Source organism: Cellulomonas soli, from assembly GCF_013409305.1.
In the GTDB taxonomy this organism is placed as follows: domain Bacteria; phylum Actinomycetota; class Actinomycetes; order Actinomycetales; family Cellulomonadaceae; genus Cellulomonas; species Cellulomonas soli.
Genome location: NZ_JACBZJ010000001.1, coordinates 696052 through 722569, shown reverse-complemented (window position 1 = coordinate 722569; position 26518 = coordinate 696052). Strand labels below are relative to the sequence as shown.

Here is a 26518-nt window from a genome sequence, read left to right as displayed (position 1 = left end):
GTCCGGAGGCAGGTCGGCACTCCTACCAGAGCGTGCCGACCGGCTCCCGGACGGGCCACACGGTCTCGGCCCCGGGGCCCTCGAGGCCCTTGCCGGCCCGCCAGGCGTTGAAGTTCTCCGCCCAGGTGCGGTGCGCGCCGACCTGGTGCTCGTGCAGCGCGTCGTGGTCGAGCGCGCTCAGGTGCGGGAACCGGGCGACGATCCGCTCGAGCACGTCGAGGGTGGCCACGACGTCGACGTCGGCGCTGTGCAGCGAACCCTGCTCGACGACGCCGTAGAGGCCGCACAGGTCGACGAGCTTGCGCGGGCCCTTGCGGTACGGGTCTTCCGCGCGGTCCAGGACGAGGGGGTCGACGACCGGGCGCGGCTCGCCGCCGAGCCGGTCGGGGAGGGTCGGCAGGCCGTGCCGGCGCAGCTCGGCGTCGAGCAGCCGCAGGTCGAACACCGCGTTGTAGGCGACGACCGGTGTGAGCGACCGGAAGGCCTCGGCGAGGGTGGCGGCGATCTCCTCGAGCGCCGGAGCCGGCGCGAGCCCGTGCTCGCGGGCGTGCTCGGTGCTGATCCCGTGGATCGCGGAGGCGCCCGCGGGGATCTCCACGCCGGGGTCGATCAACCAGGTGCGCACGTGCGTGCCCGCGGCGTCGCGACGGACGAGGGCGGCGGTGACGATCCGGTCGGTGTCGACGTCGACGCCGGTCGTCTCGGTGTCGAACCCGAGCAGCGGCCCGTCGTTCCAGCTCATCGGTGACTCGTCCTCCGTCGCTGCCGTGATCGTCTGCGCACCCGGAACGGGCGACCCGTGTCCGTGATGTCCGACGTCAGCATCGCATCGCCGTCCGACACGACCGGGCAGGTCGGCCCGCGTGGCGCACGGGCGCGCCCCGGTAGCCTGGGGCGGTGAGCAACGAGATCGAGATCGGCCGCGGCAAGCGCGGACGGCGGGCCTACTCCTTCGACGACATCGCGGTGGTGCCCTCGCGGCGCACGCGTGACCCCGAGGAGGTCTCGGTCGGCTGGCAGATCGACGCCTACCACTTCGACCTGCCGGTGCTGTCCGCGCCGATGGACTCGGTGGTCAGCCCCGAGACGGCCGTCGCGCTGGGTCGTGCGGGCGGTCTGGGCGTGCTGGACCTCGAGGGTCTGTGGACGCGGTACGAGGACCCGACGCCGCTGCTCGCGGAGATCTCCGCGCTCGACCCGGCCCGGGCGACCGCCCGGATGCAGGAGATCTACGCGGCACCGATCCAGCCCGAGCTCATCACGGCGCGTCTGCAGGAGGTCCGTGCCGCGGGCGTGACGGTCGCCGGGGCGCTCTCGCCCCAGCGCACGCAGGAGCTGTGGCGCACGGTTGTCGACGCCGGTGTCGACCTCTTCGTGATCCGCGGCACCACGGTGTCGGCCGAGCACGTCTCGGGCCGGGCGGAGCCGCTCAACCTCAAGCGCTTCATCTACGAGCTCGACGTGCCCGTGATCGTCGGCGGCGCCTCGACGTACACCGCGGCGCTGCACCTGATGCGCACGGGGGCCGCCGGCGTGCTCGTCGGTTTCGGCGGCGGGGCGGCGCACACGACGCGCACCTCGCTGGGCATCCACGCGCCCATGGCGACCGCCGTCGCGGACGTCGCGGCGGCCCGTCGGGACTACCTGGACGAGTCGGGCGGGCGGTACGTGCACGTCATCGCCGACGGCGGCGTCGGCCGCTCGGGCGACCTCGTCAAGGCCGTCGCGTGCGGGGCCGACGCGGTCATGCTCGGCGCCGCCCTGGCGCGTGCGGCCGAGGCGCCGGGCCGCGGCTGGCACTGGGGCCCGGAGGCCCACCACCCGAAGCTGCCGCGCGGCGAGCGGGTCGAGGTCGGGACGGCGGGGACGCTCGAGCAGATCCTGTTCGGCCCCGGGCACACCGCGGACGGCACGCTCAACCTGGTCGGTGCGCTGCGCCGGGCGATGGCGACGACCGGCTACTCGGACCTCAAGGAGTTCCAGCGGGTCGAGGTCGTGGTCTCTCCGTACCAGCCGCACTGAGCTCGAACGCCTCCTGCCGTGCCCGGGGTCTCCCCGCGCGCGACGGCTGGTCCTGACGCCCGGGTGTCTCCGCTTCGGCGGGCCCCGGGCGTCGTCATGCCCGGATATGCCCACACTCGCCACCTGCACGGACATCCGTTTAGCTTTGATTCTGTCCGTATCGCTTGACATTCGTCGGCTGCACGGCAGATCCTTGATCCAGGCGCCGGCGCTCGTCCGGCATGGATGACGACGGAGTCGGACGTGTACGCACCGGAGCGGCACCAGCAGATCCTCGCGAGAGCCCGCGCGGAGGGCAGGGTCGATGTGGCCTCGCTCGCACAAGAGCTCGACGTCACCCCCGAGACCGTCCGCCGAGACCTCACCGCGCTCGAGCGGCACGGCCTCGTGCGGCGCGTGCACGGCGGGGCGATCCCCGTCGAGAGGCTCGGCTTCGAACCGGGGCTCGCCGACCGCGAGGGCCTGTTCGCAGGGGAGAAGGAGCGCATCGCCAAGGCCGCGCTCGAGGAGCTGCCCGACGGCGGCGCGATCATCCTCGACGCCGGGACCACCACGGTCCGTCTGGCCGAGATGCTGCCCACCGACCGCGAGCTCACGGTCGTGACCCACGCCCTGCCCGTCGCCACCGTGCTCGCCACGAGGCCGGGCATCACGCTGCACCTCGTCGGTGGGACCGTCCGCGGGCGCACGCTCGCCGCGGTCGGGTCCTGGGCGTTGCGCGAGCTCGCCGAGATCCACGCCGACGTCGCGTTCCTCGGCGCCAACGGGATCAGCGTCGAGCGCGGCGTGACGACACCCGACCTCGCCGAGGCCGCCGTCAAGCGAGCCCTGGTCGATGCCGCACGGCGCACCGTGGTGCTCGCCGACCACACGAAGATCGGACGGGTCGACCTCGCGCTCGTCGCCCCGCTCTCCCGCGTCGACACCGTCGTGACCGACTCCGGCATCGACCCCGAGCTCGCCGACGAGCTCGAGCAGGCCGGCCCGAGGGTGGTGCGCGCATGATCGTCACCCTCACCCCCAACCCGAGCCTCGACCGCGCTCTCGACGTCGAGCGGCTCGAGGTCGGAGAGGTCAACCGCGCCGTCGCGGCGCACGTGCACGCGGGCGGCAAGGGGATCAACGTCTCGCGGGCCCTCGTGCGGCACGGCGTCCCGTCCATCGCGGTGCTGCCCGTCGGCGGCACCGACGGGGCGCGCCTCGTGACGCTGCTCGCCGAGCACGACGTGCCCGCGGTCGCCGTACCGGTCGACGGCGACACCCGCTCCAACCTCACGCTCGTCGAACGGGACGGCACGACCACCAAGGTCAACGCCCCCGGGCCCGTGCTCAGCGCGGCCGAGCGGGACGCCCTCCTCGACGCCGTCGAGCAGCAGCTGACCGCAGGTGCCGACACCGTGGTCGGCGCCGGGAGCCTCCCCGTCGGCGCGGGCGCCGACCTGTACGTGCGGCTCGCCCGCGTCGCCGCACGACACGGGGTGCCTGTGGTCCTCGACACCTCCGGTGCCCCGTTCGTCGCCGCGGTCCGCGCCGGCGGGCTCGAGCTCGTCAAGCCCAACGACGACGAGCTCGCCGAGCTGGTCGGGCACCGGCTGGACACCGTGGGAGACGTCGTCGACGCCGCTCGGCAGGTCATCGCGGCCGGCACACGCACGGTGCTGGTCAGCCTCGGTGCTCACGGCGCGCTCCTCGTGCGGGCCGAGGGCACCTGGTGGGCCGGCGGGGACCCGCTCGTCCCGCTGTCCACGGTCGGCGCAGGGGACTCCACCCTCGCCGGCTACCTCGCGGCCGACGGCGACCCCGCCGACCGCCTGCGCCGCGCCGTCGCCTGGGGACGCGCCGCGGTCCTGCTCCCCGGGACGGCCGCACCTGCACCGTCCGACATCCACCTCGACGACGTCCGCGTCGTCACCGATCCCGACACCCGAGTCGCACTGAAGGAGCTGTGACGTGACCTCCGCACTCATCACCCCGGACCTGGTCGCCGTCGACCTGGTCGCCACGGACCGCGACGACGCGACCCGTCAGCTCATCGACCTCCTGGTGGCCGCCGGCCGCGTGACCGACGCCGACGCGTTCCACGCCGACGTGCGTGCCCGGGAGGCGCAGATGGCCACCGGCATGCCCGGCGGCATCGGCCTGCCGCACGCCCGCTCCGCCTACGTCACCGTGCCGAGCCTCGCCGTGGCCAAGGTGCCCGCGGGCGTCGACTTCGGCGCCCCGGACGGTCCCGCGACGCTGATCTTCCTCATCGCGGCGCCCAGCGCCGGCGACGCCGACCACCTGCAGATCCTCGCCGCCCTCGCCCGCCGGCTCGTCCACGAGTCCTTCCGCACCGCCCTGCACGACGCCCCCGATGCCGGCACCGTCGCCGACATCATCATCCGAGAGGTCGTCCCCTCATGAAGTTCGTCGCCGTCACCTCGTGCCCCACGGGGATCGCCCACACCTACATGGCCGCCGAGGCCCTGGAGCAGGCCGGGAAGGCCGCCGGGCACACGGTCACCGTCGAGACGCAAGGGGCCGCGGGCTCCACGCCGCTCGACCCGCAGGTCATCGCCGACGCGGACGGCGTGATCTACGCCGCCGACCTCGAGGTCAAGGACCGTGAGCGGTTCGCCGGCAAGCCGTCGGTCGACGTCGGCGTGAAGAAGGCCGTGCACGACGCCGCCGGTGTCATCGCCCAGGCCGTCGCGGCCGTGGAGTCCGGCGTCGTGGCCGCTGCACCGGCGGCGACCCCCGGTGCAGCGCCCGCCACGAAGGTCGACCCGAACGCCTCGGTGGCCACCCGCGTGCGGCAGTGGCTCATGACCGGCGTGTCGTACATGATCCCGTTCGTCGCCGCGGGCGGCATCCTCATCGCGCTCGGGTTCATGGTCGCCGCGTTCGCGTGGCCCGGTGACGAGGGCGTCGTCGCGGTGACCGGCGTGCCGCTGGCGGACCTGCTGGCCAACTTCAACGTGATGTCCGGTCAGGACTGGGCGGTGCTCCTGTTCCAGACGGGCGCCGTGGCCTTCGGGTTCCTGGTGCCCGTGCTGTCCGGGTTCATCGCCTACGGCATCGCCGACCGGCCGGGTCTGGTGCCCGGGTTCGTCGGCGGCGCGATCTCCGTGGCCGTGGGCGCCGGCTTCCTCGGCGGCCTGGTCACCGGTTTCCTCGCCGGGTTCCTCGCGCTGTGGATCAGCCGTTGGCGGGTCCCGAAGGGCGTGCGCGGCGTGATGCCCGTCGTGGTGACCCCGCTGCTCTCGTCGGCGGTCGTCGGCTTCGTGATGATCGTGCTCATCGGGCAGCCCATCGCCTCGGCGATGGAGGGTCTGACGAGCTGGCTCAACGGGCTGTCCGGCGCGAACCTCGTGCTCATGGGCGCGCTGCTCGGCGCGATGATGGGCTTCGACCTCGGCGGACCGATCAACAAGGTCGCCTACACGTTCGCGGTCACCGGCCTGGCGACCGAGGGTCTGGCGGCCGACGCCGTGCAGTACCAGATCATGGCTGCGGTCATGGCTGCCGGCATGGTCGCCCCGCTCGCGATGGCGTTCGCCACGACCATCCGCAAGAACCTGTTCACGCACGCCGAGCAGGAGAACGGCAAGGCCGCCTGGCTGCTCGGGCTGTCGTTCATCTCCGAGGGTGCGATCCCGTTCGCCGCGGCCGACCCGTGGCGCGTGATCGTCTCCTCGGTGGTCGGCTCGAGCGTCACCGGCGCGCTCGTGATGGCCGTCGGCTCCGGCCTGCGCGCCCCGCACGGCGGCATCTGGGTCCTCCCGCTCATCTCCAACCCGTGGGCCTTCGTCGGCTGCGTGGCCGTCGGGATGGTCGTCAGCGGTCTGCTGGTCGTCGCGCTCAAGAGCGCGCGTCCCAGCCCGCTGGTGCAGGCTGAGCACGAGGCCGACGCGGCCGCCGAGGGTTCGCCCGCGCTGGTGGCCCGCACGGCCTGATCCCCTCACGGGCTCGAGCAGCCGTGGGTCCCGGTCGAAGGTGACCCGGGACCCGCGGCGCACGAGCCCTGCCGCATCGTCGTCCGTCACCCGTCCACCCGTGCCGCCCCGGCACCCCACTCCCTGAACGGAGCTCCTCCCATGGCTCAGCGCACCGTCGTCGTCGCCTCCCGTGTGGGCCTGCACGCCCGACCCGCCATGCTCTTCACGCAGGCGGCCGCGGCGACCGGGCTGCCCGTCACGATCGCTCGTCCCGGCGGCGAGCCCGTCGACGCCACGAGCATCCTGTACGTCATGGGGCTCGGCGTCCCCTCCGGCGAGGAGGTCACGCTCGCGGCCGAGGGCGACGGCGCCGACGCCGCGCTCGACGGTCTCGTGACGCTGCTCGCCACCGACCTCGACGCGCAGGACGTCCCCGCGCCTGGCGGTGCCTGATGCCCCAGCCCACGTTGCAGGGGGTCGGCGTCGGTCGACGTGGTGCGGTCGGTCCGGTCGCGCAGGTGCGGCCCGCTCCGACCGTCCCGGCGGACGCCCCCGTGCTGGTCGACGGTGCTCCGGCCGATGCGGCCACGGTGCGTGCCCGCGTCGAGGCGGCGTTCGGCGACGTGGCCGCAGGCCTGCGCGAGCAGGCCGAGCGCGCCGAGGGAACGGTCCGTGAGGTGCTCGCCGCGACCGCGCAGATGGCCGACGACCGTGCCCTGCGATCGGGCGTGCTGACCCGGCTCGACGCCGGTGAGCCGCCCGTCGGGGCCGTGGACGCCGTCGTCGCGACGTTCGCGGCCATGTTCGAGCAGGCCGGCGGATACCTGGCCGAGCGCGTCACCGACCTGCACTCGGTGCGCGACCGCGTCGTGGCCCGCGTGCTCGGGCTCCCGGCGCCCGGTGTTCCCGAGCTGCACGTGCCGTCCGTCGTCGTCGCGCGCGACCTCGCCCCGGCCGACACCGCGGCCCTCGACCTGGACAAGGTGCTCGCGATCGTCACCGAACTCGGCGGACCGACGGGGCACACCGCGATCATCGCCGGACAGCTCGGCCTGCCGTGCGTCGTGCGCGTCGCGGGTGCGACCGACCTGCCCGAGGGCACCCTCGTGGCGGTGGACGCGGCAGCCGGGACGGTCACGCCGGACCCGGACGCCGCGCTGCAGTCGGTGCTGGCCGAGCGCGCGGCGGTCGACCGCGAGCTGGCCGCGGACACCGCGGAGGGGGGCACCTCTGACGGGCACCCCGTGATGCTGCTGGCCAACATCGGCACGGCGGAGGACGCCGAACGTGTCGCCCTGCCGGGCGTCGAGGGCGTCGGCCTGTTCCGCACCGAGGTGCTGTTCCTCGGCCGCGCCACGGCGCCGACGCTCGACGAGCAGGCCGCGACCTACGAGCGCGTGCTGCGGGCGTTCGGCGACCGCAAGGTCGTCGTCCGCACGCTCGACGCCGGCGCCGACAAGCCGTTGGCGTTCGCCACCCAGGCCGACGAGGAGAACCCGGCGTTGGGGGTGCGCGGCTACCGGCTCGTGCGGACCATGCCCGAACTGCTCGACACCCAGCTGGCCGCGCTCGCGCGGGCGCAGGAGGCCACGGGCACGGCACCGTGGGTCATGGCGCCGATGGTCGCCACCGCCCAGGAGGCGCGGGCGTTCGCCGAGCGGGCGCGTGGTCACGGCATCCGGACGGTCGGTGTGATGGTCGAGGTCCCTGCGGCGGCGCTGCGGGCGCGCGAGGTGCTCGCCGAGGTCGACTTCGTGTCCCTGGGCACCAACGACCTGGCCCAGTACGCGATGGCGACCGACCGGCTGCGCGGCGAGCTGGCCGACCTGCTCGACCCCTGGCAGCCGGCCGTGCTCGACCTGGTCGCCGCCACGGCACGGGCCGGGACCGAGCTCGGCAAGCCGGTCGGCGTGTGCGGGGAGTCGGCGGGTGACCCGCTGATGGCGCTCGTGCTCACCGGGCTCGGCGTGACCAGCCTGTCCATGTCCGCCGGGGCCCTGCCTGCGGCGCGGCACATGCTGCGACGCCACTCGCTCGCGACGTGCCGGCAGGCCGCCGAGCGGGCCCTGGCCGCACCGTCGGCCACCGAGGCGCGCGCTGCTGTGCTCGAGCTGGTCGACCCGGCGCTCGTGGCGGCGCTCGCGCTGTAGCGAGGTCGGAGGGTCACACGGCCGCGGACTGCCCTGGGCGGTCCGCGGCCGTCGTCGTGCCCCGGGGTCGGTGGTCGGCCCTGCGGAGGAACCGGTCGGCCCGCCCTTCCGCCCGCCCGAATGGCGTCGGTCCCGAGCACCGGTGCAGATGGCATAAGGTAAGCCTGCCCTAAGCAACTGCACCAGCTGACCCTCGAGGGGACCTCCATGCCTCACTCCACCGTCCAGCGCCACCTGGCCCGCGTCGCCGCCGTCGTGGCGGCCGGGCTCGCGCTCACCGCGTGCAGCTCGGGCGGCTCGACGGACGACCAGACCACGACCGCCGCGGGCTCGTCGAGCACCAGCGCGTTCCCGGTCACGCTCGCCAACACCTTCGGTGAGACGACGATCGAGTCCCAGCCCGAGCGCGTCGCGACGGTCAACTGGGGCAACCACGACGTCCCGCTGGCGCTGGGCATCGTCCCCGTCGGCCTCCAGGAGACGACCTACGGCGACGACGACGGCGACGGCATCCTGCCGTGGACCTACGCCGCCCTGGAGAAGCTCGGCGCCACCGGCGACGCGCTCCCGGAGCTCTTCGACGAGACCGACGGCATCCCGTTCGAGCAGGTCGCCAACACCGAGCCCGACGTCGTCCTGGCCGCCTACTCGGGGCTCACCGAGGAGGACTACGGCACGCTGTCCCAGATCGCGCCGACCGTGTCCTACCCCGAGTTCGCCTGGGGGACGAGCTGGAAGGACATGGCACTGATCGACGGCGAGGCGCTCGGGATGAAGGACGAGGCGCAGGCGCTCGTCGACGACGTGCTCGCGCAGATCGAGGCGGCGCTGGCCGAGCGGCCGGACGTCGCGGGCAAGACCGTGGCCTACGGCTGGATCGACCCGGCCGACACCAGCACCATCGGCCTGTACACCCCGCTCGACGCCCGGGTCCAGCTCCTGACGGACCTCGGGATGGTCGACGCCCCGTCGGTCGTGGAGCTGGCCGCCGACACCGACCAGTTCTACCTGAGCCTGTCCGCCGAGAACGCCGACACCCTGTCCGACGTCGACGTGCTCGTGGTCTACGGCGACGACACGACGCTGGCCACGCTCCAGGCCGACCCGCTGATCGGCAAGATCCCGGCCGTCGCCCGCGGCTCCGTCGTGGTCATGCCGAACTCGGCGCCGATCTCCGCCGCGACCTCCGGCCCGACCGTGCTGTCCGTGCCGTACGTCCTGGACGACTACCTCGACCTGTTCCAGGCCGCCGCCGAGCACGTCGGGTGACCACGGCAGCCGTGACCGCGCCGGTCGCCCCCTCACCGGGGCGACCGGCGTCGCTGCGGCGCCGCCGCGCGACCGGCCTCGCCGTGTGCGTCGCCGCCGTGCTGCTCGCGTGCGTCGCCTCCCTGGCGTTCGGCTCCCGGGTCGTCGCGTGGCCGGACGTCGTCGCCGGGGTGCTGCACCCCGACCTCGACGACATCGCGCAGGCGGCCGTGCACTCGCGGATCACCCGCACCCTGCTCGGTGCGCTCGTCGGCGCGGCGCTCGGCCTGGCCGGTGCCGTGATGCAGGGCCTGACGCGCAACCCGCTGGCCGACCCGGGGCTGCTCGGCGTCAGCTCGGGCGCGTCGTTCGCCGTGGTCTGCGGGATCGCCTGGCTGGGTGTGTCGAGCCTGACGCAGTACATCTGGCTCGCGTTCCTCGGCGCGGCGGTCGCCGCGGCCCTGGTCTACGCGGTCGGGTCGATCGGCCGGGAGGGCGCGACCCCGCTCAAGCTCGCGCTCGCCGGGGCCGCGACCAGTGCCGCGCTCGTCTCGATGGTCTCGATGGTGCTGCTGACCCGCACGGACGTGTACGACACCTTCCGGTTCTGGCAGGTCGGGTCGATCGGCCGGGCGTCGCTCGGCGAGATCGGCCAGGTCCTGCCGTTCCTGCTGGTCGGCGCCGTGCTCGCCGTGGGCAGCGCCCGGGGGATGGACGCCATCGCGCTCGGCGACGAGGTGGCGACCGGGCTCGGTCAGCGGATCGGCCGGGTCCGTGCGCTCGGCGCCCTCGCGGCGGTGCTGCTGTGCGGTGCTGCCGTCGCGATCGCCGGGCCGATCGGCTTCGTCGGCCTCGTCGTGCCGCACGCCGCGCGCCGGTTCACCGGCCCCGACCACCGCTGGCTGCTGCCGTACTCCGCGACGCTCGGCGCCGCCCTGCTCCTCGCGGCCGACGTGGTCGGCCGCCTCGTGGCCCGTCCCCAGGAGATCGAGGTCGGCATCGTGACCGCGCTGATCGGCGCCCCGGTGTTCCTCATGATCCTGCGCCGGCAGAAGGTGCGTGACCTGTGAGCGTGCTGACGGACAAGACCGACCGGACCGAGCGGACCGACCCGCCGGTGGCCCCGGCCGTGGGCGGTGGGCTGGTCGCCGCGGGCCGACGTGCGCGCACGCGGCGTCGCCGCACGGTGATCGCGGCCCTCGTGCTCACCGTCGCCGGCGTGCTGCTGCTCTCGCTGTGCCTCGGCGAACGGTGGGACTCCCCGGTCGAGGTGGTCCGGGCGCTGCTCGGCGAGCAGGTCCCGGGCGTCTCGTTCAACGTGACCGTGCTGCGGCTGCCGCGCGTGCTGACCGGCCTGCTCGCCGGGCTCGCGTTCGGCATGGGCGGGGTCGTGTTCCAGACCATGCTGCGCAACCCGCTCGCCAGCCCCGACATCATCGGCATCTCCGCCGGGTCCAGCGCCGTCGCGGTCGTCGCCATCACGATGTTCGGCCTCTCCGGTGCCACGCTGTCGCTGCTGGCGGTGGTCGGCGGCCTCGTCGTCGCCGGTGCGATCTACCTGCTGTCCTGGCAGCGTGGCGTGCACGGAGCCCGCCTGGTGCTGACCGGGATCGCCGTCGGCGCGATGCTCGACTCGGTGATCTCGTACGCCATGACCCGCACGCAGATCTACTACGCGAACGAGGCGCTGCGCTGGCTCACCGGGTCGCTCAACTCGGCGTTCTGGGACGGGGTGGGCCCGCTCGCGGCGGCGACCGCCGTCCTGGTGCCCGTGCTGCTGGTGCTCTCCCGACGTCTGGAGGCGCTCCAGCTCGGTGACGACACCGCCGCGGGCCTCGGTGTCCGCCCCGACCGGGCACGGCTCGCCCTGCTGGTCGTCGCGGTCGCGCTGGTCGCGGTCGCCACGGCCGCGACCGGGCCGATCGCGTTCGTCGCGTTCCTGTCCGGTCCGATCGCGTACCGGCTGGTCCGGGGGACCGGCTCCCCGCTGGTGCCCGCCGCACTCGTCGGCGCCCTGCTCGTGCTGCTCGGCGACCTGATCGGGCAGCACCTGCTGCCGACGCGGTTCCCCGTCGGCGTCGTCACCGGGGTGCTCGGCGCCCCGTACCTGATCTGGCTGCTCGCCAGGACCAACCGCACCGGAGGCAGTCTGTGACCGAGACGATGACCGACGCGACGACCGGCGTCACGACCGACGCGCCGACCCCCGCCGGGCCGACCTCGCACACCCTCGCGGTGCAGGGGGCGAGCATCGGGTACGACGACCGACTGGTCGTGCAGGACATGACCCTCGAGGTCCCCAGCGGTCGGATCACCACCATCGTCGGTGCGAACGCCTGCGGGAAGTCCACGCTGCTGCGGGCCATGGCCCGGCTGCTGCGGGTCCGCTCCGGTGCGGTGCTGCTCGACGGCACCCCCATCGACAGCATCCCGTCGCGCGAGGTCGCCACCGTCCTCGGGCTCCTGCCCCAGTCACCGGTCAGCCCCGAGGGCATCGCGGTCGCCGACCTGGTGGGCCGCGGGCGCTACCCGCACCAGGGCTGGTTCCGGCGGTGGACGCGCGAGGACGACGCCGCGGTCGAGGAGGCGCTGCGCGCCACGGACATCCTGGACCTGGCCGACCGCCCCGTGGACGAGCTCTCCGGCGGGCAGCGGCAACGGGTGTGGATCGCCATGGCACTCGCCCAGCAGACCGACGTGCTGCTGCTCGACGAACCCACCACGTTCCTCGACGTCAGCCACCAGATCGACGTGCTCGACCTGCTCACCGACCTGAACCGCACCCGCGGCACGACGATCGTGCTCGTGCTGCACGACCTCAACCTGGCGAGCCGCTACACGGACCATCTCGTGGCGCTGCGCGCGGGCCGTCTCATGGCCCAGGGCGCCCCGCAGGACGTGATCACACCCGAGCTGGTGGCCGAGGTGTTCGGGCTGCGCGCGCAGGTCGTGCCCGACCCGGTGTCGGGCACGCCGCTGGTCGTGCCGATCGGGCGGCACCACACGGCCCCGGTCCGGGCGGGCAGCCGGTGAGCGACGGGGCGTCGGGCGTACCCTGACGGCCATGTCGCACGACCCCGGCAACGCGCAGCTGCACGACCCCGAGACGGACCCGCTCGCGACCTACGTGCTCGAGCCCGACGACGTCCGTACGCTCCTGGCCCGCATCGTCACCTCGCCCGGAGCCGAGCACCGCACGTCCTACGCGCCGTTCACCGGTGCGCCGATCGCCGCGGTCCCGCTGTCCACCCCCGCCGACGTCGAGCGGGCCGCGACCGTCGCGCGCGCCGCGCAGCGCCGCTGGGCCGCCGCACCCCTGCGCACCCGCACGGCCGTGCTGCGCCGGCTGCACGACCTGCTGCTCGCCCGGCAGAGCGACGTGCTGGACCTCGTCCAGCTCGAGACCGGCAAGTCGCGGGCCTCGGCCTACGAGGAGGTCGCGGACATCGCGCTCGTCGCCCGGCACTACGCCGCGCGGGCCGGCCGCTACCTCGCCCCGCGGCGCGAGCCGGGCGTGGTCCCGGGGCTGTCGTCCGTGCGCGTGCTGCGGCACCCGCTCGGGGTCGTCGGGATCATCGCCCCCTGGAACTTCCCGCTCACGCTCACCCTCGGTGACGTGCTCCCCGCGCTCGTCGCGGGCAACGCCGTGATCCTGCGGCCCGACCCGCAGACCGCGCTGACCGCGCTGTGGGCCGCCGAGCTGCTCGAAGACGCGGGGCTGCCCGACGGGCTCCTGCAGATCGTCGTCAACGAGGGCCGCCTGCTCGCCCCCATGCTCGTCGACCAGGTCGACCACCTGAGCTTCACCGGCTCGACCGCCGCCGGACGCGTCGTCGCCGGGCAGGCCGGGCAGGCTCTGGTGCCCGCAACGCTGGAGCTGGGCGGCAAGAACCCGCTCTACGTGGCCGAGGACGTCGACGTCGAGACCGCCGCACGTGGAGCGGTGCGGGCGTGCTTCACCGGCGCGGGTCAGGTGTGCGTCTCGATCGAGCGCCTCTACGTGCACGAGGACGTCGCGGACGCCTTCCTGGCCGCCTTCGTGCGGAACACCCGGGCGCTGCGCCTCGGCTCGGGGCTGGACTACCGCTCCGACATGGGCTCGCTCACGTCGGCCGCCCAGCTGGCGAAGGTCGTCGAGCACGTCGAGGACGCCATGGGGCACGGCGCGACCGTGCTGACCGGCGCTGTGCACCGCACGGACCTCGGGCCGTACTTCTACGAGCCGACCGTGCTCACCGACGTGCCGCCCGAGGCGCGGCTCACCCGCGAGGAGACCTTCGGGCCCGTCGTGACCGTCTCCCGCGTGGCCTCCGACGACGAGGCCGTGGCCGCCATGAACGACGGCGAGTTCGCGCTCAACGCGAGCATCTGGACGCGCGACGTGCGCCGTGGCGCCCGGCTCGCCGCCCGCGTGCGCTCGGGCCAGGTCAACGTCAACGAGGGGTACATGGCCTCCTGGGCGGCCGTCGGGGCGCCGCAGGGCGGCTCCGGCACTGCGGGCACGGGCTCCCGGCACGGTCGCGAGGGGCTCTGGGAGACGACGCGCCTGCAGACCGTGGCGGTCCAGCACGGGGCGCACGGCGTGCTCGGGCTGCCCCCCCTCGGGCTGCAGCGGCTCTTCGACCTGGGCACCGAGACCTGGCCGCAGGTGTTCACCCAGGTCCTGCGCGCCTCCAGGGCGCTGCGGCTGCCCTGACCTGACGGGCCGCGGCCGGCCCAGGGACGACGCAGGCCCCGCCCCGGAACGCGTCCGGGGCGGGGCCTGCGTGCGTCGAGGTCGGCGTCAGCCGCGCACCAGCTCGACCGACTGGCGGGCGATCTCCAGCTCCTCGTTCGTCGGCACCACGAGCACCGTGACCGGGGCGTCGTCCGGCGAGATGACCGTGATCTGCTTCTTGCGGCCCGCGTTGCGCTCCGGGTCCACGACGATGCCGAACTTCTCCAGGCCGGCCAGGGCGCCGAGGCGGACGATGTCGTCGTTCTCGCCGATGCCGGCGGTGAACGCGATGACGTCGACGTGGCCCAGGTGCGCCATGTACTGCCCGACATAGCCCTTGATCCGGTGGTAGTAGACCTTGAGCGCGGTCTCCGTGACCTCGTCACCGGCGGCGACCGCGTCGTGCACGTCGCGCATGTCGGTGTGGCCGCACAGGCCGAGCATGCCCGAACGACGGTTCAGCAGGTCGTCGAGCTGGTCGATGCTGTAGCCGCCCTGACGCGCCAGGTGGAACAGCGCCGCCGGGTCGATGTCGCCCGACCGGGTGCCCATGACCAGGCCCTCGAGCGGCGTGAGACCCATCGAGGTCTCGACCGACTGCCCGCCGCGGACGGCCGTGGCCGACGCGCCGTTGCCCAGGTGCAGCACGATCGTGTTGAGCTCGGAGACGTCCTTGCCGAGGTGCTCGGCCACCGTGCGCGAGACGAACTTGTGCGACGTGCCGTGCGCGCCGTACCGGCGGATCCGGAACTCGTGGGCGACCTTCTGGTCGATGGCGTACGTGTACGCCTCGGGCGGCAGCGTGCGGTGGAACGCGGTGTCGAAGATCGCGACGTGCGGCACCTGCGGGAACGCGGCCTGCGCGGCACGGATGCCGTCGAGGTGCGCCGGGTTGTGCAGCGGGGCCAGCGGCGCCAGGTCGGCGATCTGCGCGATGACCGTGTCGTCGATGAGCGCCGGACCGTCGAACACGTCGCCACCCTGCACGACGCGGTGGCCGACGGCCGTCAGCGTCGCCGGGTCCAGGGCCGGGCCGTGCTCGGCGAACTGCGCGAGCACGAGCTCCATGCCCGCCTCGTGGTTCGCGATCGGCTGCTCGAGGACGACGTCGCCGTTCGGGCCCTCGTGCTTGAGCCGACCGACCGCGAGGCCGATCCGCTCGACGAGGCCCGTGGCGAGCGCCTCGTGGGTGTCGACGTCGACGAGCTGGTACTTGATCGAGGACGAACCGGAGTTGATGACGAGGACGAGCGTGCTCACAGGGAACCTTCCGAAGGGGTGTCGAGCGCCTGGGCCTGGATGGCGGTGATCGCGACGGTGTTGACGATGTCCTGCACGAGAGCGCCGCGGGACAGGTCGTTGACGGGCTTGCGCAGACCCTGCAGGACCGGGCCGATGGCGACGGCGCCGGCCGAGCGCTGCACGGCCTTGTAGGTGTTGTTGCCGGTGTTGAGGTCCGGGAACACGAACACGGTGGCCCGGCCGGCGACGGCCGAGTCGGGCATCTTGGTCTTGGCGACCGAGGCGTCCACGGCCGCGTCGTACTGGATCGGACCCTCGATCGACAGGTCGGGGCGACGCTCGCGCACCAGCTGGGTGGCCGCACGCACCTTCTCGACGTCGGCACCCGTGCCGGACTCGCCGGTCGAGTACGACAGCATCGCGATGCGCGGCTCGATGCCGAACTGCACCGCGGTGCTGGCCGAGGAGATCGCGATGTCCGCCAGCTGCTCGGCGGTCGGGTCGGGGATGACCGCGCAGTCGCCGTAGACCAGCACCCGGTCCTCGAGGCACATGAGGAACACGCTCGAGACGCTGTTGGTGTCCGGGGCGGTCTTGATGATCTCGAACGACGGCTTGATGGTGTGCGCCGTGGTGTGCGCGGCACCCGAGACCATGCCGTCGGCCAGGCCGAGCTGGACCATCATCGTGCCGAAGTACGACACCGAGGAGACGATCTCGCGCGCCCGCTCGACCGTCATGCCCTTGTGCTTGCGCATCTGCGTGTACGCCTCGGCGAACTGCTCGAGCGTCGCCGGGTCGTGCGGGTCCAGCACGGCCGCCTCGTCGAGGTCCAGGCCGAGCTCGGTGGCACGCGTGCGGATCGAGGCCTCGTCGCCGAGGATCGTCAGCCGCGCCACGCCACGCTGCAGGAGCGTGGAGGCCGCGCGCAGGATCCGGTCGTCCGAGCCCTCGGGCAGCACGATGTGCTTGCGGTCGGACCGTGCCCGGTCCAGCAGGCCGTACTCGAACATGAGCGGGGTGACGACCTCGATGCGCGGCACGTCGAGCGCGGCCAGCAGCGCGTGCCCGTCGACGTGCTGCTCGAACAGCGACAGCGCGGTGTCGACCTTGCGCTGCGAGGAGCTCTCCAGGCGACCGCGCGTGGTCGCTGCCGCGCTCGCGGAACGGAACGAGCCGAGGTCGGTGGTGATGATCGGCAGGCGCGTGCCCAGGCCCATCACCAGGCGCTCGATCGTCGGGGTGGGCTGGAACCCGCCGTTGAGGATGATGCCGGCCAGCGAGGCGAACCCGTCGGCCTGGTGGGCCATCAGCAGGCCGAGCAGCACGTCCGAACGGTCGCCCGGGGTGATGACGACAGCGCCGTCGGCGAGCCGGTCGAGCAGGTGCTCGATCGACATGGCGCCGACCAGCACGTCGAGGACCTCGCGGGACAGCAGCGACTCGTCACCGGCGAACAGCTTGCCGCCGACGGAGTCCATGAGCTGACGGACCGTGGGGGCCTGCAGCAGAGCGCTCTCGGGGACGGCCCACGCGGGCATCCGCTGACCCTGGGCCAGGGCGGCCTGCACCTGGTCGACCTGCGAGCCGGCGCACCGGTTCGCGACGACCGCGACGACCTGGGCGTGGTTGGCGTGCAGCTCGGCGACGGCGACCTCGGCGACCTGCTGGATCGTCGCCGGTGTGCGGCCCGACCCGTTGACGACGAGGACGACCGGGGCGCCGAGGTTCGCGGCGATCCGGGCGTTGTAGGCCAGCTCGGTCGGCCCGGCGACGTCCGTGTAGTCCGTGCCGACCACGACGACCACGTCGCAGCGCCGCTCGACCTCGTGGTAGCGCGACACGATCAGGGCGAGGGACTGCTCGGGGTCCGCCAGCACCTGCTCGTAGGTGACGCCGATGCACTCGTCGTAGGTCAGGTCGACGCCGTCGTGGTCCAGCAGCAGGTCGAGGACGTAGTCGCGGGTCTGCGTGGATCGGGCGACGGGGCGGAACACCCCCACCCGCTGGACCGTGCGGCTGAGCAGGTCCACGAGTCCGAGTGCGATGGTCGACTTGCCGGTGTCACCCTCGGGTGAGGTGACGTAGATGCTGCGGGCCACGGTGGGCTTCTCCAGGTGCGTGCGGTGGACGGGTGGTGCGGGTCACAGAAGGACGGTCAGGGGGTGGAACGGAAGGTGGGCGAGGCGCTGTGCGCCTCGCCCACCCGTGGGTCACTCGTTGTCGCCGCCCGTGAAGATCGTCGCGGCGACCTCCGTGCTCGATGCGGCGTCGCCGGCGTCGGGCCACACCCAGTCGCGGATCTCGGGGACGTCGTCCCCGTGCTCGCGGGTGTACTGGCGGGCTGCCAGGCGGGCGTCGACCATGCGCTGACGCAGGCCGGCCTGCGACTGCCCGAGGCCGGGCGTCTGGTCGATCACGTCGATGACCAGGTGGAACCGGTCCAGGTCGTTGAGCATGACCATGTCGAACGGCGTCGTGGTCGTGCCCTCCTCCTTGTACCCGCGCACGTGGATGTTCGCGTGCCCGTTGCGGCGGTACGTGAGGCGGTGGATCAGCCACGGGTAGCCGTGGTACGCGAACACGACCGGGCGGTCCTGCGTGAACAGCGTGTCGAACTCGCGGTCCGACAGGCCGTGCGGGTGCTCCCGCTCGTCCTGCAGACGCATGAGGTCGACCACGTTGATGACGCGGACCTTCAGGTCGGGCAGCTCACGGCGCAGGATGTCCGCGGCCGCGAGCACCTCGAGCGTCGGCACGTCGCCGGCGGCGGCCAGGACCACGTCCGGGTCCTCGCCGGGCGCCTCGGTGCCCGCCCACTCCCAGATGCCCAGACCGCGCGCGGAGTGCGCGATGGCCTGGTCCATCGTCAGGAAGTTCGGGGCCGGCTGCTTGCCCGCCACGACCACGTTGACGTAGTTGCGGCTGCGCAGGCAGTGGTCGTACGTCGCCAGCAGGGTGTTGGCGTCGGCCGGCAGGTACACCCGCACGACCTCGGCCTTCTTGTTCACGACGTGGTCGATGAACCCCGGGTCCTGGTGGCTGAACCCGTTGTGGTCCTGGCGCCACACGTGGCTGGACAGCAGGTAGTTCAGGCTCGCGACCGGGCGGCGCCACGGGATCTCCCGCGTGACCTTCAGCCACTTGGCGTGCTGGTTGAACATCGAGTCGACGATGTGGATGAACGCCTCGTAGGAGGTGAACAGGCCGTGGCGACCGGTGAGCAGGTAGCCCTCGAGCCAGCCCTGGCACTGGTGCTCGGAGAGCATCTCCATGACGCGGCCCGCACGGGACAGGTGCTCGTCGACCTCGGGACCGTAGAAGTCCGCGTTCCACTGCTTGTCGGTCACGCCGAAGACCGCCTGCAGACGGTTCGACGCCGTCTCGTCCGGGCCGAAGATCCGGAAGTTGTCCGGGTTGAGCCGCACGACGTCCGTCAGCCACTCGCCGAGCACGCGCGGCGCCTCGGAGATCGAGCCGCCGGGCACCGGCACCTCGACGCCGTACTCACGGAAGTCGGGCAGGCGCAGGTCCTTGAGCAGCAGACCGCCGTTGGCGTGCGGGTTGTCGCTCATGCGCAGCGGGCCGGCCGGGGCGAGGGCACGCACGTCGCGCACGACGCGGCCGTCCTCGTCGAAGAGCTCCTCGGGACGGTACGAGCGCAGCCACCGGTCCAGGACCTGCAGGTGCTCGGGGGTGTCCCGGGCGCTCGCCAGCGGCACCTGGTGGGCACGCCACGAGTCCGTGGTCTTCTTGCCGTCGATGTAGTCCGGACCCGTCCAGCCCTTGGGGGTGCGCAGCACGATCATCGGCCACATCGGGCGGGCCACGTCACCGTTGGCGGCGCGGGCCTTGATGTCGGCGATCTCGTCGAGCACCTCGTCGAGGACCGTCGCGAAGCGGCGGTGGATGTCCAGGTGGGACTCGTCGTCGAAACCGGCGACGAAGACGTGCGGCTTGTGGCCGTAGCCGACCATGAGCGAGTTCAGCTCGTCGTCGCTGATCCGGGCCAGCACCGTCGGGTTGGCGATCTTGTACCCGTTGAGGTGCAGGATCGGCAGGACGACGCCGTCCTTGGCCGGGTTGACGAACTTGTTCGAGTGCCAGCTGGTGGCCAGCGGGCCGGTCTCGGCCTCGCCGTCACCGACGACGGCCGCGACCAGCAGGTCGGGGTTGTCGAACGCGGCGCCGTAGGCGTGCGAGAGCGCGTAGCCGAGCTCGCCGCCCTCGTGGATCGAACCGGGCGTCTCCGGGGCGACGTGGCTGGGGATGCCGCCCGGGAAGGAGAACTGCTTGAACAGGCGACGCAGGCCCTCGGCGTCCTCGGTGACGTCGGAGTACACCTCCGAGTAGGTGCCGTCGAGGTACGCGCCGGCCACCAGGCCGGGACCGCCGTGGCCCGGTCCGGCGACGTAGATCGTCGACTGCTCGCGCTCCTGGATCGCCCGGTTGAGGTGGGCGTACAGGAAGGTCAGGCCGGGCGTCGTGCCCCAGTGGCCGAGCAGACGCGGCTTCACGTCGTCACGGTCCAGCGGCTCGCGCAGCAGCGGGTTGTTCAGCAGGTAGATCTGGCCCACGGACAGGTAGTTCGCGGCCCGCCACCAGGCGTCGATGCGGGCCAGTGTGGCGGTGTCCAGCGGTTCCCCCGACCCTGTCCGCCAAGTGGCCGTCACGGGCGTGGTCGTCGTCATGCTCGCTCCCGAAAGGTCGGCGCACCGGGATCCCGCTGCGCTACGGATCGATACCCGCTGCCCCACTGTGGCGCGCACCGTCGAAAATACATGGGACGTCTGACCCAGGGCCAACCGGCCCCGTCATGCGCACCAAGCACCATCCAACCCGAACCGGTCATGCTGTGCGCGTGGAGCGCGCGGGCGTCACCCTAGTGTGAGTGAGAGCACGTCCGACCGGTGGACAGGTCCGGTCGTCGGCGACGTGAGCGGGGCCCCGGATCCCGCCTTGTTCACGTCCTGATCCGGCCGGATCCGGGCCGGATCCAGCCGGGATCCACCCGGGATACCGTGGGCACGTGCCCGAGCCGACGACCGTGCTGCGCGCCGCCGTACGCCCGCGGATGATCGGGCTGCTCCTCCTCCTGCTCACCGCGGCCGCGGTCTGCGCACGCCTGGGCGTGTGGCAGCTCGACCGCGCGCAGCTCCGGGGGCACGCGGCCGCCCAGCGCGAGGAGGTCGAGCGGCTCGCGGCCGCCCCCGAGCCGCTCCAGGACGTGCTCGCGCCGCAGGCGACGTTCACCGGCGACGTGCTCGGGCGCAAGGTCGTGGTGCACGGCACCTACGAGCCCGAGGGGCAGCTGCTCGTCAGCGGCCGGGCGGACGGCGAGCGGCCGGGCATGCTCGTGCTCACACCGCTGCGTGTCACCGACGGGCCGGACGCCGGTGCGGTGCTGCCCGTCGTGCGCGGCTGGCTCCCGCAGGAGGACGCCACGGCCGCGCTCGACGAGGGCGTAGGCACCTCCGCACCCCCGTCGGGGGACGTCGAGGTCGTCGGGTACCTGCAGCTGTCGGAGTCGGCAGGCGCAGGCGCGAGCGGCGGGGTCACCGACGCCATCAGCTCGGCGGACCTGCTCAACGAGTGGGGCGGGCCGATCTACACCGGGTACGTCGTGCTCGCGACGTCGGATCCCGCCCAGGATGCCGCGGTCGTCGTGCTCGACCCCCCGGAGGGGGACACGGGCGGCCTCAACCTGCAGAACCTGGCCTATGCGGCGCAGTGGTGGATCTTCGGTGCGTTCGCGGTCGGCCTGTGGGTGCGGCTGGTACGGGACGAGGCGGCCGGCGGCCCCCCGCGCGGGCAGGGGCCTGCCGCACCCGTGGCACCGGAGCCGGCCGAGCGCTGAGCGCACGGATCGGCCCGGGCCTCCGAGCGCCCGGGCCGATCCGTGTGGCTACTCGTGCTGCCAGGACCGCCACAGCGCGGCGTAGTCGCCGCCGGCGGCCACGAGCTCCTCGTGCGGACCGATCTCGGTGATGCGGCCGGCATCGACGACCGCGACCCGGTCCGCGTCGTGCGCGGTGTGCAGCCGGTGCGCGATCGCCACGACCGTGCGCCCCTCGAGCACGGCCGACAGCGACCGCTCCAGGTGCCGCGCAGCCCGCGGGTCGAGCAGCGAGGTCGCCTCGTCCAGCACGAGCGTGTGCGGGTCGAGCAGCACCAGGCGCGCGAGGGCCACCTGCTGCGCCTGGGCGGGCGAGAGCGCCGTGCCGCCCGAGCCCACCTCGGTGGCCAGGCCGTCGGGCAGGGCCTCGACCCAGTCCCACGCGTCGACCGCCCGCAGCGCACGTTCGAGCGCGACCTCGTCGGCGTCCTCCTGGGCGAGGCGCAGGTTGTCGGCCAGCGTGCCCACGAAGACGTGGTGCTCCTGCGTGACGAGTGCGACGTGGCCGCGCAGCTCGCCGAGCGGCAGGTCGACGAGCGGGACCTCGCCCATGGTCACCGTGCCGCCGGTGGGCGGGTGGATGCCGGCGAGCATGCGCCCGAGCGTCGACTTGCCCGCACCCGACGGGCCCACGACGGCGAGGCGTTCGCCCTCGTGCAGGTCCAGGTCGATGCCGTGCAGCACGTCATGGCCCTCGCGGTAGGCGTAGCGCAGGCCGCGGGCGCGGATGTGCTCGTCCTGCGCGGTCGCGCCGCTCTCGGTCCTGTCCTGCTCGACGAGCCGGACGCCGACGATGCGCGCCAGGGACGTGGCGGCCACCTGGATCTCGTCGAGCCAGAAGATCAGCTCCCAGACGGGACCGGTCACCTGGTACGTGTAGAGAACGACCGTGGTGACCGCGCCGAGACTGACCTGCCCCTGCGAGGCGAGGTAGCCGCCCCAGAGCAGCACGGCGACCGGGGCGAGCACGAACGCGAAGTCGATGCCGGGGAACAGCACCGTGCGCAGGCGCAGCGTGGCCTTCTCCGCCAGGAACGCCTCGTGCAGGTCCTCGTTCACCCGGGCGAACCGGCGCGAGCCGAGTCGGAGCGCGTCGACCGTGCGGGCGCCCTCGACGGACTCGGTGATGGTGCCGTTGAGCGCGGCGTACGCGGCCGACTCGCGCTGGTACGCCGGGGTCGCACGCCGCAGGTACCACCGGCACACCACGAGCATCACGGGCACGCCGATGAACATCGCGACGGCGACACGCGGCGAGGTGAGCACCGAGGCGAGCACCGTCAGCGCGATCGTGACGACGGCCACGATGACCCGAGGCACGCCGAACCGGACCGCGTGCTGCAGCCGGTTGACGTCGTTGGTCGTGCGCGCGACGAGGTCACCGGTGCCGGCACGTTCGACGACGGACAGCGGCAGCGCCGTGAGCGTCTCGATGAACTCCTCGCGCAGCTGGGCGAACACCTTCTCGCCGAAGACCATCGACACACGCTGGGCGAACCGGATGAGCACCGTCTGGCTGAGCACGGCGAGCAGGCCGATGCCGATGAGCACGTCCACGTGCGTGGCCGTGGTGCCGGCGGTCACGCCGTCGACCAGGTTGCCGAGCAGCCACGGACCGGCCAGCCCGGCCACGGCAGCGAGCGTGTGCAGCACGGCGATGAGCGTCAACGGGCGCCGGTGGGTGCGCAGCAGGTGCGCGGCGTAGGCGCGCACGGTCGCGGAGTCGGCGATGGGCAGCTTCACGGACGTCCTCCTCTCTCGTGGCCGCCGCCGGCGAGCGCGGGCTCGTCGTCGGTGGTGCCGGCACGGTCGCCGGGCTCGTCGGTGCTGCCGGTGCCCTCGTCGTCGAGGTGGCGCCCGACGACCCGGCGGTAGGCGCGGCCGTGCTCGGCATGCTCGAGCAGCTCGGCGTGCGGACCCCGGGCGACCAGCTCGCCCTCGCGGAGGAGGAGCACCTCGTCGACGTGGTCGAGCACGAGCGGGCTCGCGGTCACCAGCAGCGTCGTGCGTCCACGGCGTGCCTGCGCGAGCCGGGCGGCGATCCGGGCCTCGGTGTGCGCGTCGACGGCGCTCGTCGGCTCGACCAGCACGAGGATCTCCGGGTCGATCAGCAGGGCCCGGGCGAGGGCGACACGCTGGCGCTGACCGCCGGAGAGCGACCGACCCTTCTCGGGCAGCTCGCCGTCCAGGCCGTCGGGCACCGAGTCGAGCACGTCGTGCGCGTCGGCGAGCGTGATCGCGGCCAGCAGGTCGTCCTCGGAGGCCACGCCGTGCACGTCGAGCTCGGCGGCCAGGCGACCGGAGAACAGCTGCGGCGTGGCTTCGGCCACGACGATCCGGGAACGCACGTCGTCCTTGTCGACGGCCGACAACGGCACGCCGCCGAGCCGCACCGGCGTGGGCGCCTCTGCCTCGTCGTCGAACCGGCCGAGGCGGGTGGCGATCGCCGCGGACTCGTCCGGGTCGGCGCTGACGAGGGCCGCCACGCGTCCGGGGACGAGCGAGACACCGCTCGTCTCGTCGACCAGGTGCACGTGCGGGGGCGGGGTCGCCGCGGTCGCCGGCGTGGCGCCCGTGGCGGGGACCACCGCGAGCACCTTGAGCACCTTCTTCGCGCCGACCCATGCCCGGGTGGTGCCCTGCAGCATCTGGGTGGCCTGCTGCACGGGCCAGCCGAGGAACGCCGCGTACCCGTAGACGGACACGAGCTGCCCGGGCGTGATCGTGCCCTCGACCGCCATGTGCGCGCCGAGCCAGAGCAGCACGACGACGAACGAGCCGGGCAGGAGCACCTGGAGCGCGTCGAGCCACGACTGCGTGACGGCGACCTGCACGCCGCGCTCCCGCACGATCTGCGACTGCGCGCGGTAGCGCGCCGTGAACACGCCCTCACCGCCGATGCCGCGCAGGATCCGGAGCCCGGAGACCGTGTCGGCGCCGAGCGTCGTGAGCCGGCCCGAGGCCTCGCGCTGCGTGGTCTGCCGGCGTTGCAGCGGCTTGACCAGGAGGCCGAGCGCGACCGCGACCGTCGGCAGCCCGAGCAGCACGACGAGCCCGAGCGGCACGGAGACGCGCAGCATGAGGAACGCGCAGGCGCCGTAGGCGACGAGGCTGCCGACGAACCGACCGAGCAGGGCGAAGACCTCGCCGACCCGCAGGGCGTCGTTGGCGACCGCCGAGACGACCTCGCCCGTGGGCAGCTCGGCCGTGATCGCGTGACCCGAGCGGGAGACCGTGCGACCGACGAGCTGCGAGGACGTGAGCGAGGCGCGCATCCAGGCCTGCACGTCGAACCGGTGGCCGATCGCGGAGGCGGCGGCGCTCACCGAGCCCAGGGCCAGCAGCAGCCCGGCGGCACGCCACAGCGGCCGGCCGAAGCCGTGCGTGAGCCCGTCGTCGATGGCGGTGCCGGTCAGGTAGGGCAGGAACGCCTGGCAGGCGAACATCACCACGCCGAGCCCGACGGCGGTCGCGATCACCGCCCACTGCCGCCGCGCCAGCCACCACAGGTAGGCGAACGGGCCGGTCAGCGGGGGGTCACCCGGGTCGACGAGGGGGAGCGAGCGCATGGTCGTCCACGCTACGTGCCGGTGCCCACAGGCGGGAACGTGATTTCCCGAGGTCAGGCCGCCGGCAGCAGGGGTGACCGATGAGCGGCCGACCAGCGTCCGACCAGCCCGAGCCGGGCGCGCTCAGCCCCGTGCCCGCCCGCTCGTCCCGTTCAGCGCGCGTCCGCCGCGACGACGCCGTCGCCGCTTGTCCGCGTACATCGCCGCGTCCGCCTCGGACAGCAGCGACGAGGCGGTGCGGCTCTCACCGCGGCGCACCTGCGCGGAGCCGATGCTGGCACGGGCCGACGTCACGAGCGGGCCGAGGTCGACCGGCTCGGCCAGCCGTGCCTCGATCGCGGCGGACGCGCGCTCGGCGAGGCCGTCCACCGGGCCCTCGAGCAGGACGAGGAACTCGTCGCCACCGAACCGCGCGACCACGCCCTCGCTGCGTGGCTCGCCCCGCTCGCCCGGCGTTCCCCGCTCGCCCTGTTCACCGACCGCCTCGGCGAGGCGCTGGGCGACGATCACGAGGAGGTCGTCGCCCACGCCGTGGCCGTAGGTGTCGTTGACCTCCTTGAAGTCGTCGAGGTCGACGAACAGCACGACCGCGCCCGGCGACCCGCCGGACGCCACCCGGTCGACCAGCGTGCGCGCCAGCTCGTCGACGCGCCGGCGGTTGGGCAGCCCGGTCAACGGGTCGTGCACCGCCTGGTAGGCCATGCGGGCCTCCACGTCCGCCTGCGCGAGGCTCACCTGGTGCAGCAGCACGGCGACCAGCGGGGCGATGAGGAGCGTGCCGAACAGGAGCGCGGCGGTGTCCGGCGCGGCGCCGGTGAGCTGCTGGACGGCGACGACGACCGGGTTCAGCGCCATCGCGAGGGCGAGCGCGGCGACGCGCACCCCGGTGAGGCGTGCGGTGCGGGGGCTGCGCAGACCGACCAGGTGGGCGGAGTCGGGGTGCGCCGCGGCCGCGGCGATCGAGAGGTAGACCCCGATCCACACGAGGCCGACCCAGGGGGCCCGTGCGAGGTCGTGCTCCCAGGTGACGACCCGGGCGACCTGGGCGATCAGGTTGAGGGACAGCGCAGCCACGACGTAGCGCAGCGAGCCGCGGCCGTCGGGCCGGGCGAGGGCGACGCGCACACCGGCCCCGGCGATCGCGCTCGACAGGAAGACGCTCGCCCCGGCGTGCAGCTGGGCGGCGCTCGAGGCCCCGATCTGGGCCAGGTGCGGCTGCACGACCACGCCCCACAGCAGCGTGGTCGTCGTGACGGTGAAGATCGCGCTCTCGACGACCGAGGTGTCGTGGCCGCGGTGCGGGCCGATGAGCAGCTGGGCGACACCGAGGAGCGCGGCGAGCAGCCCGAGCGGCGTCGCGGCGAGCCACCAGTCGGGCAGCGGCTGCGGCACGGCCGGGACGTGGTGCAGCAGCAGGTCCACGTCGAGCACGAGCAGCCCGACGAGCACGAACCACCAGGCGCGGCGCGCGGCCACGCCCCGGCGGACGAGCTGGACCGCGACGACGGCGGTGCTGATGCCCTGGGCGGCGAGCAGTGCGGGGACGGGTGCCCCGGCCTGGTGCACGACGACGAGCACGGCGGCCACGAGCACGAGGGCGACGGCCACGGCAGTGGCACGCCCGGTCGTCCGCCCCCGCTGGCCCATGCCCCCAGGATCGGTGCTCGGGCGGGCGTCACGAGCCGTCCCGGCCCGCGTTCGCCGCCCCGCGCGACCTTTTCACCCGCGGACTTCACCTGGTCGGCCGTCCGGCT

Annotated in this window: 20 protein-coding genes; 13 read left to right on the top strand and 7 right to left on the bottom strand. The window is 73.5% G+C overall.

The genetic code is table 11. The features are described from left to right. Nucleotides 1-22 precede the first annotated feature (22 nt). Entirely contained in the window at nucleotides 23-742 is a 720-nt protein-coding gene (locus BKA22_RS03140) for an exonuclease domain-containing protein (protein ID WP_146951413.1), read from the bottom strand. Between the two features lie 155 nt (nucleotides 743-897). Between BKA22_RS03140 and BKA22_RS03135 the strand changes: the two genes are divergently transcribed. The 12 genes from BKA22_RS03135 to BKA22_RS03080 all read left to right on the top strand — a co-directional run bounded on the left by BKA22_RS03135 (nucleotide 898) and on the right by BKA22_RS03080 (nucleotide 14036). Then, entirely contained in the window at nucleotides 898-2022 is a 1125-nt protein-coding gene (locus BKA22_RS03135) for a GuaB3 family IMP dehydrogenase-related protein (protein WP_146951412.1), read from the top strand. Nucleotides 2023-2265: 243 nt separating this feature from the next. After that, on the top strand, nucleotides 2266-3027 hold the full coding sequence (locus BKA22_RS03130) for a DeoR/GlpR family DNA-binding transcription regulator (RefSeq protein WP_146951411.1): 762 nt from the start codon (nucleotides 2266-2268) through the stop codon (nucleotides 3025-3027). Beyond that, nucleotides 3024-3971, top strand: coding sequence for a 1-phosphofructokinase (gene pfkB / locus BKA22_RS03125; RefSeq protein WP_146951410.1), 948 nt, complete (start codon nucleotides 3024-3026; stop codon nucleotides 3969-3971). The genes BKA22_RS03130 and pfkB overlap by 4 nt, the downstream gene beginning before the upstream one ends. Nucleotide 3972: 1 nt before the next feature. After that, a complete protein-coding gene (locus BKA22_RS03120; RefSeq protein ID WP_146951409.1) occupies nucleotides 3973-4428 on the top strand; it encodes a PTS sugar transporter subunit IIA in 456 nt (151 codons plus the stop codon). Continuing rightward, nucleotides 4425-5960, top strand: coding sequence for a PTS fructose transporter subunit IIC (locus tag BKA22_RS03115; protein ID WP_146951408.1), 1536 nt, complete (start codon nucleotides 4425-4427; stop codon nucleotides 5958-5960). Before BKA22_RS03120 ends, BKA22_RS03115 begins: the two co-directional genes overlap by 4 nt. A gap of 141 nt (nucleotides 5961-6101) precedes the next feature. Then, nucleotides 6102-6395 carry an HPr family phosphocarrier protein gene (locus BKA22_RS03110; protein WP_146951407.1) on the top strand — a complete coding sequence of 98 codons (294 nt, stop codon included), beginning with the start codon at nucleotides 6102-6104 and terminating at the stop codon, nucleotides 6393-6395. After that, nucleotides 6395-8092 (top strand): phosphoenolpyruvate--protein phosphotransferase, encoded by a 1698-nt coding sequence (gene ptsP, locus BKA22_RS03105; RefSeq protein ID WP_146951406.1) that lies wholly within the window; start codon nucleotides 6395-6397, stop codon nucleotides 8090-8092. The genes BKA22_RS03110 and ptsP overlap by 1 nt, the downstream gene beginning before the upstream one ends. A gap of 207 nt (nucleotides 8093-8299) precedes the next feature. Continuing rightward, complete coding sequence (locus BKA22_RS03100) at nucleotides 8300-9361, top strand: iron-siderophore ABC transporter substrate-binding protein (protein ID WP_146951405.1); 1062 nt, start codon at nucleotides 8300-8302, stop codon at nucleotides 9359-9361. Then, nucleotides 9358-10410 (top strand): FecCD family ABC transporter permease, encoded by a 1053-nt coding sequence (locus BKA22_RS03095; RefSeq protein ID WP_146951404.1) that lies wholly within the window; start codon nucleotides 9358-9360, stop codon nucleotides 10408-10410. Before BKA22_RS03100 ends, BKA22_RS03095 begins: the two co-directional genes overlap by 4 nt. Continuing rightward, nucleotides 10407-11495 (top strand): FecCD family ABC transporter permease, encoded by a 1089-nt coding sequence (locus BKA22_RS03090; RefSeq protein WP_223203401.1) that lies wholly within the window; start codon nucleotides 10407-10409, stop codon nucleotides 11493-11495. The genes BKA22_RS03095 and BKA22_RS03090 overlap by 4 nt, the downstream gene beginning before the upstream one ends. A gap of 8 nt (nucleotides 11496-11503) precedes the next feature. Further along, on the top strand, nucleotides 11504-12373 hold the full coding sequence (locus BKA22_RS03085) for an ABC transporter ATP-binding protein (protein ID WP_146951550.1): 870 nt from the start codon (nucleotides 11504-11506) through the stop codon (nucleotides 12371-12373). Nucleotides 12374-12404: 31 nt separating this feature from the next. Next, the gene (locus tag BKA22_RS03080; protein ID WP_146951403.1) at nucleotides 12405-14036 is read left to right on the top strand and encodes a succinic semialdehyde dehydrogenase; all 1632 of its coding nucleotides are present in this window, start codon (nucleotides 12405-12407) and stop codon (nucleotides 14034-14036) included. An 87-nt stretch (nucleotides 14037-14123) separates the two neighbouring features. Here the strand turns inward: BKA22_RS03080 and BKA22_RS03075 are convergent, their stop codons facing one another. The 3 genes from BKA22_RS03075 to BKA22_RS03065 form a co-directional block, all read right to left on the bottom strand. Beyond that, nucleotides 14124-15317: an acetate/propionate family kinase gene (locus BKA22_RS03075; protein WP_146951402.1), complete on the bottom strand. Its 1194-nt coding sequence runs from the start codon at nucleotides 15315-15317 to the stop codon at nucleotides 14124-14126. After that, complete coding sequence (pta, locus tag BKA22_RS03070; RefSeq protein ID WP_146951401.1) at nucleotides 15314-17401, bottom strand: phosphate acetyltransferase; 2088 nt, start codon at nucleotides 17399-17401, stop codon at nucleotides 15314-15316. Before pta ends, BKA22_RS03075 begins: the two co-directional genes overlap by 4 nt. A 111-nt stretch (nucleotides 17402-17512) precedes the next feature. Next, on the bottom strand, nucleotides 17513-19990 hold the full coding sequence (locus tag BKA22_RS03065) for a phosphoketolase family protein (protein WP_146951400.1): 2478 nt from the start codon (nucleotides 19988-19990) through the stop codon (nucleotides 17513-17515). A gap of 338 nt (nucleotides 19991-20328) precedes the next feature. Here BKA22_RS03065 and BKA22_RS03060 point away from each other — a divergent pair, with 338 nt between their 5' ends. Next, the gene (locus BKA22_RS03060) at nucleotides 20329-21156 is read left to right on the top strand and encodes an SURF1 family protein (RefSeq protein WP_223203400.1); all 828 of its coding nucleotides are present in this window, start codon (nucleotides 20329-20331) and stop codon (nucleotides 21154-21156) included. Nucleotides 21157-21204: 48 nt separating this feature from the next. On the opposite strand, the gene BKA22_RS03055 is transcribed toward BKA22_RS03060, so the two are convergent. The 3 genes from BKA22_RS03055 to BKA22_RS03045 form a co-directional block, all read right to left on the bottom strand. After that, complete coding sequence (locus tag BKA22_RS03055) at nucleotides 21205-22938, bottom strand: ABC transporter ATP-binding protein (RefSeq protein ID WP_146951399.1); 1734 nt, start codon at nucleotides 22936-22938, stop codon at nucleotides 21205-21207. Continuing rightward, nucleotides 22935-24764 (bottom strand): ABC transporter ATP-binding protein, encoded by a 1830-nt coding sequence (locus tag BKA22_RS03050; RefSeq protein ID WP_146951398.1) that lies wholly within the window; start codon nucleotides 24762-24764, stop codon nucleotides 22935-22937. The genes BKA22_RS03055 and BKA22_RS03050 overlap by 4 nt, the downstream gene beginning before the upstream one ends. A 123-nt stretch (nucleotides 24765-24887) precedes the next feature. Continuing rightward, nucleotides 24888-26411 carry a GGDEF domain-containing protein gene (locus BKA22_RS03045; protein WP_146951397.1) on the bottom strand — a complete coding sequence of 508 codons (1524 nt, stop codon included), beginning with the start codon at nucleotides 26409-26411 and terminating at the stop codon, nucleotides 24888-24890. Nucleotides 26412-26518: the final 107 nt, after the last annotated feature.

What these genes read in the sequence shown, in the direction of transcription:
- BKA22_RS03140 (WP_146951413.1), bottom strand. Translation starts at nt 742, where the DNA reads ATGAGCTGGAACGACGGGCCGCTGCTCGGGTTCGACACCGAGACGACC.
- BKA22_RS03085 (WP_146951550.1), top strand. Translation starts at nt 11,504, where the DNA reads ATGACCGACGCGACGACCGGCGTCACGACCGACGCGCCGACCCCCGCC.
- BKA22_RS03110 (WP_146951407.1), top strand. Translation starts at nt 6,102, where the DNA reads ATGGCTCAGCGCACCGTCGTCGTCGCCTCCCGTGTGGGCCTGCACGCC.
- ptsP (WP_146951406.1), top strand. Translation starts at nt 6,395, where the DNA reads ATGCCCCAGCCCACGTTGCAGGGGGTCGGCGTCGGTCGACGTGGTGCG.
- BKA22_RS03115 (WP_146951408.1), top strand. Translation starts at nt 4,425, where the DNA reads ATGAAGTTCGTCGCCGTCACCTCGTGCCCCACGGGGATCGCCCACACC.
- BKA22_RS03045 (WP_146951397.1), bottom strand. Translation starts at nt 26,411, where the DNA reads ATGGGCCAGCGGGGGCGGACGACCGGGCGTGCCACTGCCGTGGCCGTC.
- BKA22_RS03100 (WP_146951405.1), top strand. Translation starts at nt 8,300, where the DNA reads ATGCCTCACTCCACCGTCCAGCGCCACCTGGCCCGCGTCGCCGCCGTC.
- BKA22_RS03065 (WP_146951400.1), bottom strand. Translation starts at nt 19,990, where the DNA reads ATGACGACGACCACGCCCGTGACGGCCACTTGGCGGACAGGGTCGGGG.
- BKA22_RS03080 (WP_146951403.1), top strand. Translation starts at nt 12,405, where the DNA reads ATGTCGCACGACCCCGGCAACGCGCAGCTGCACGACCCCGAGACGGAC.
- BKA22_RS03050 (WP_146951398.1), bottom strand. Translation starts at nt 24,764, where the DNA reads ATGCGCTCGCTCCCCCTCGTCGACCCGGGTGACCCCCCGCTGACCGGC.
- pfkB (WP_146951410.1), top strand. Translation starts at nt 3,024, where the DNA reads ATGATCGTCACCCTCACCCCCAACCCGAGCCTCGACCGCGCTCTCGAC.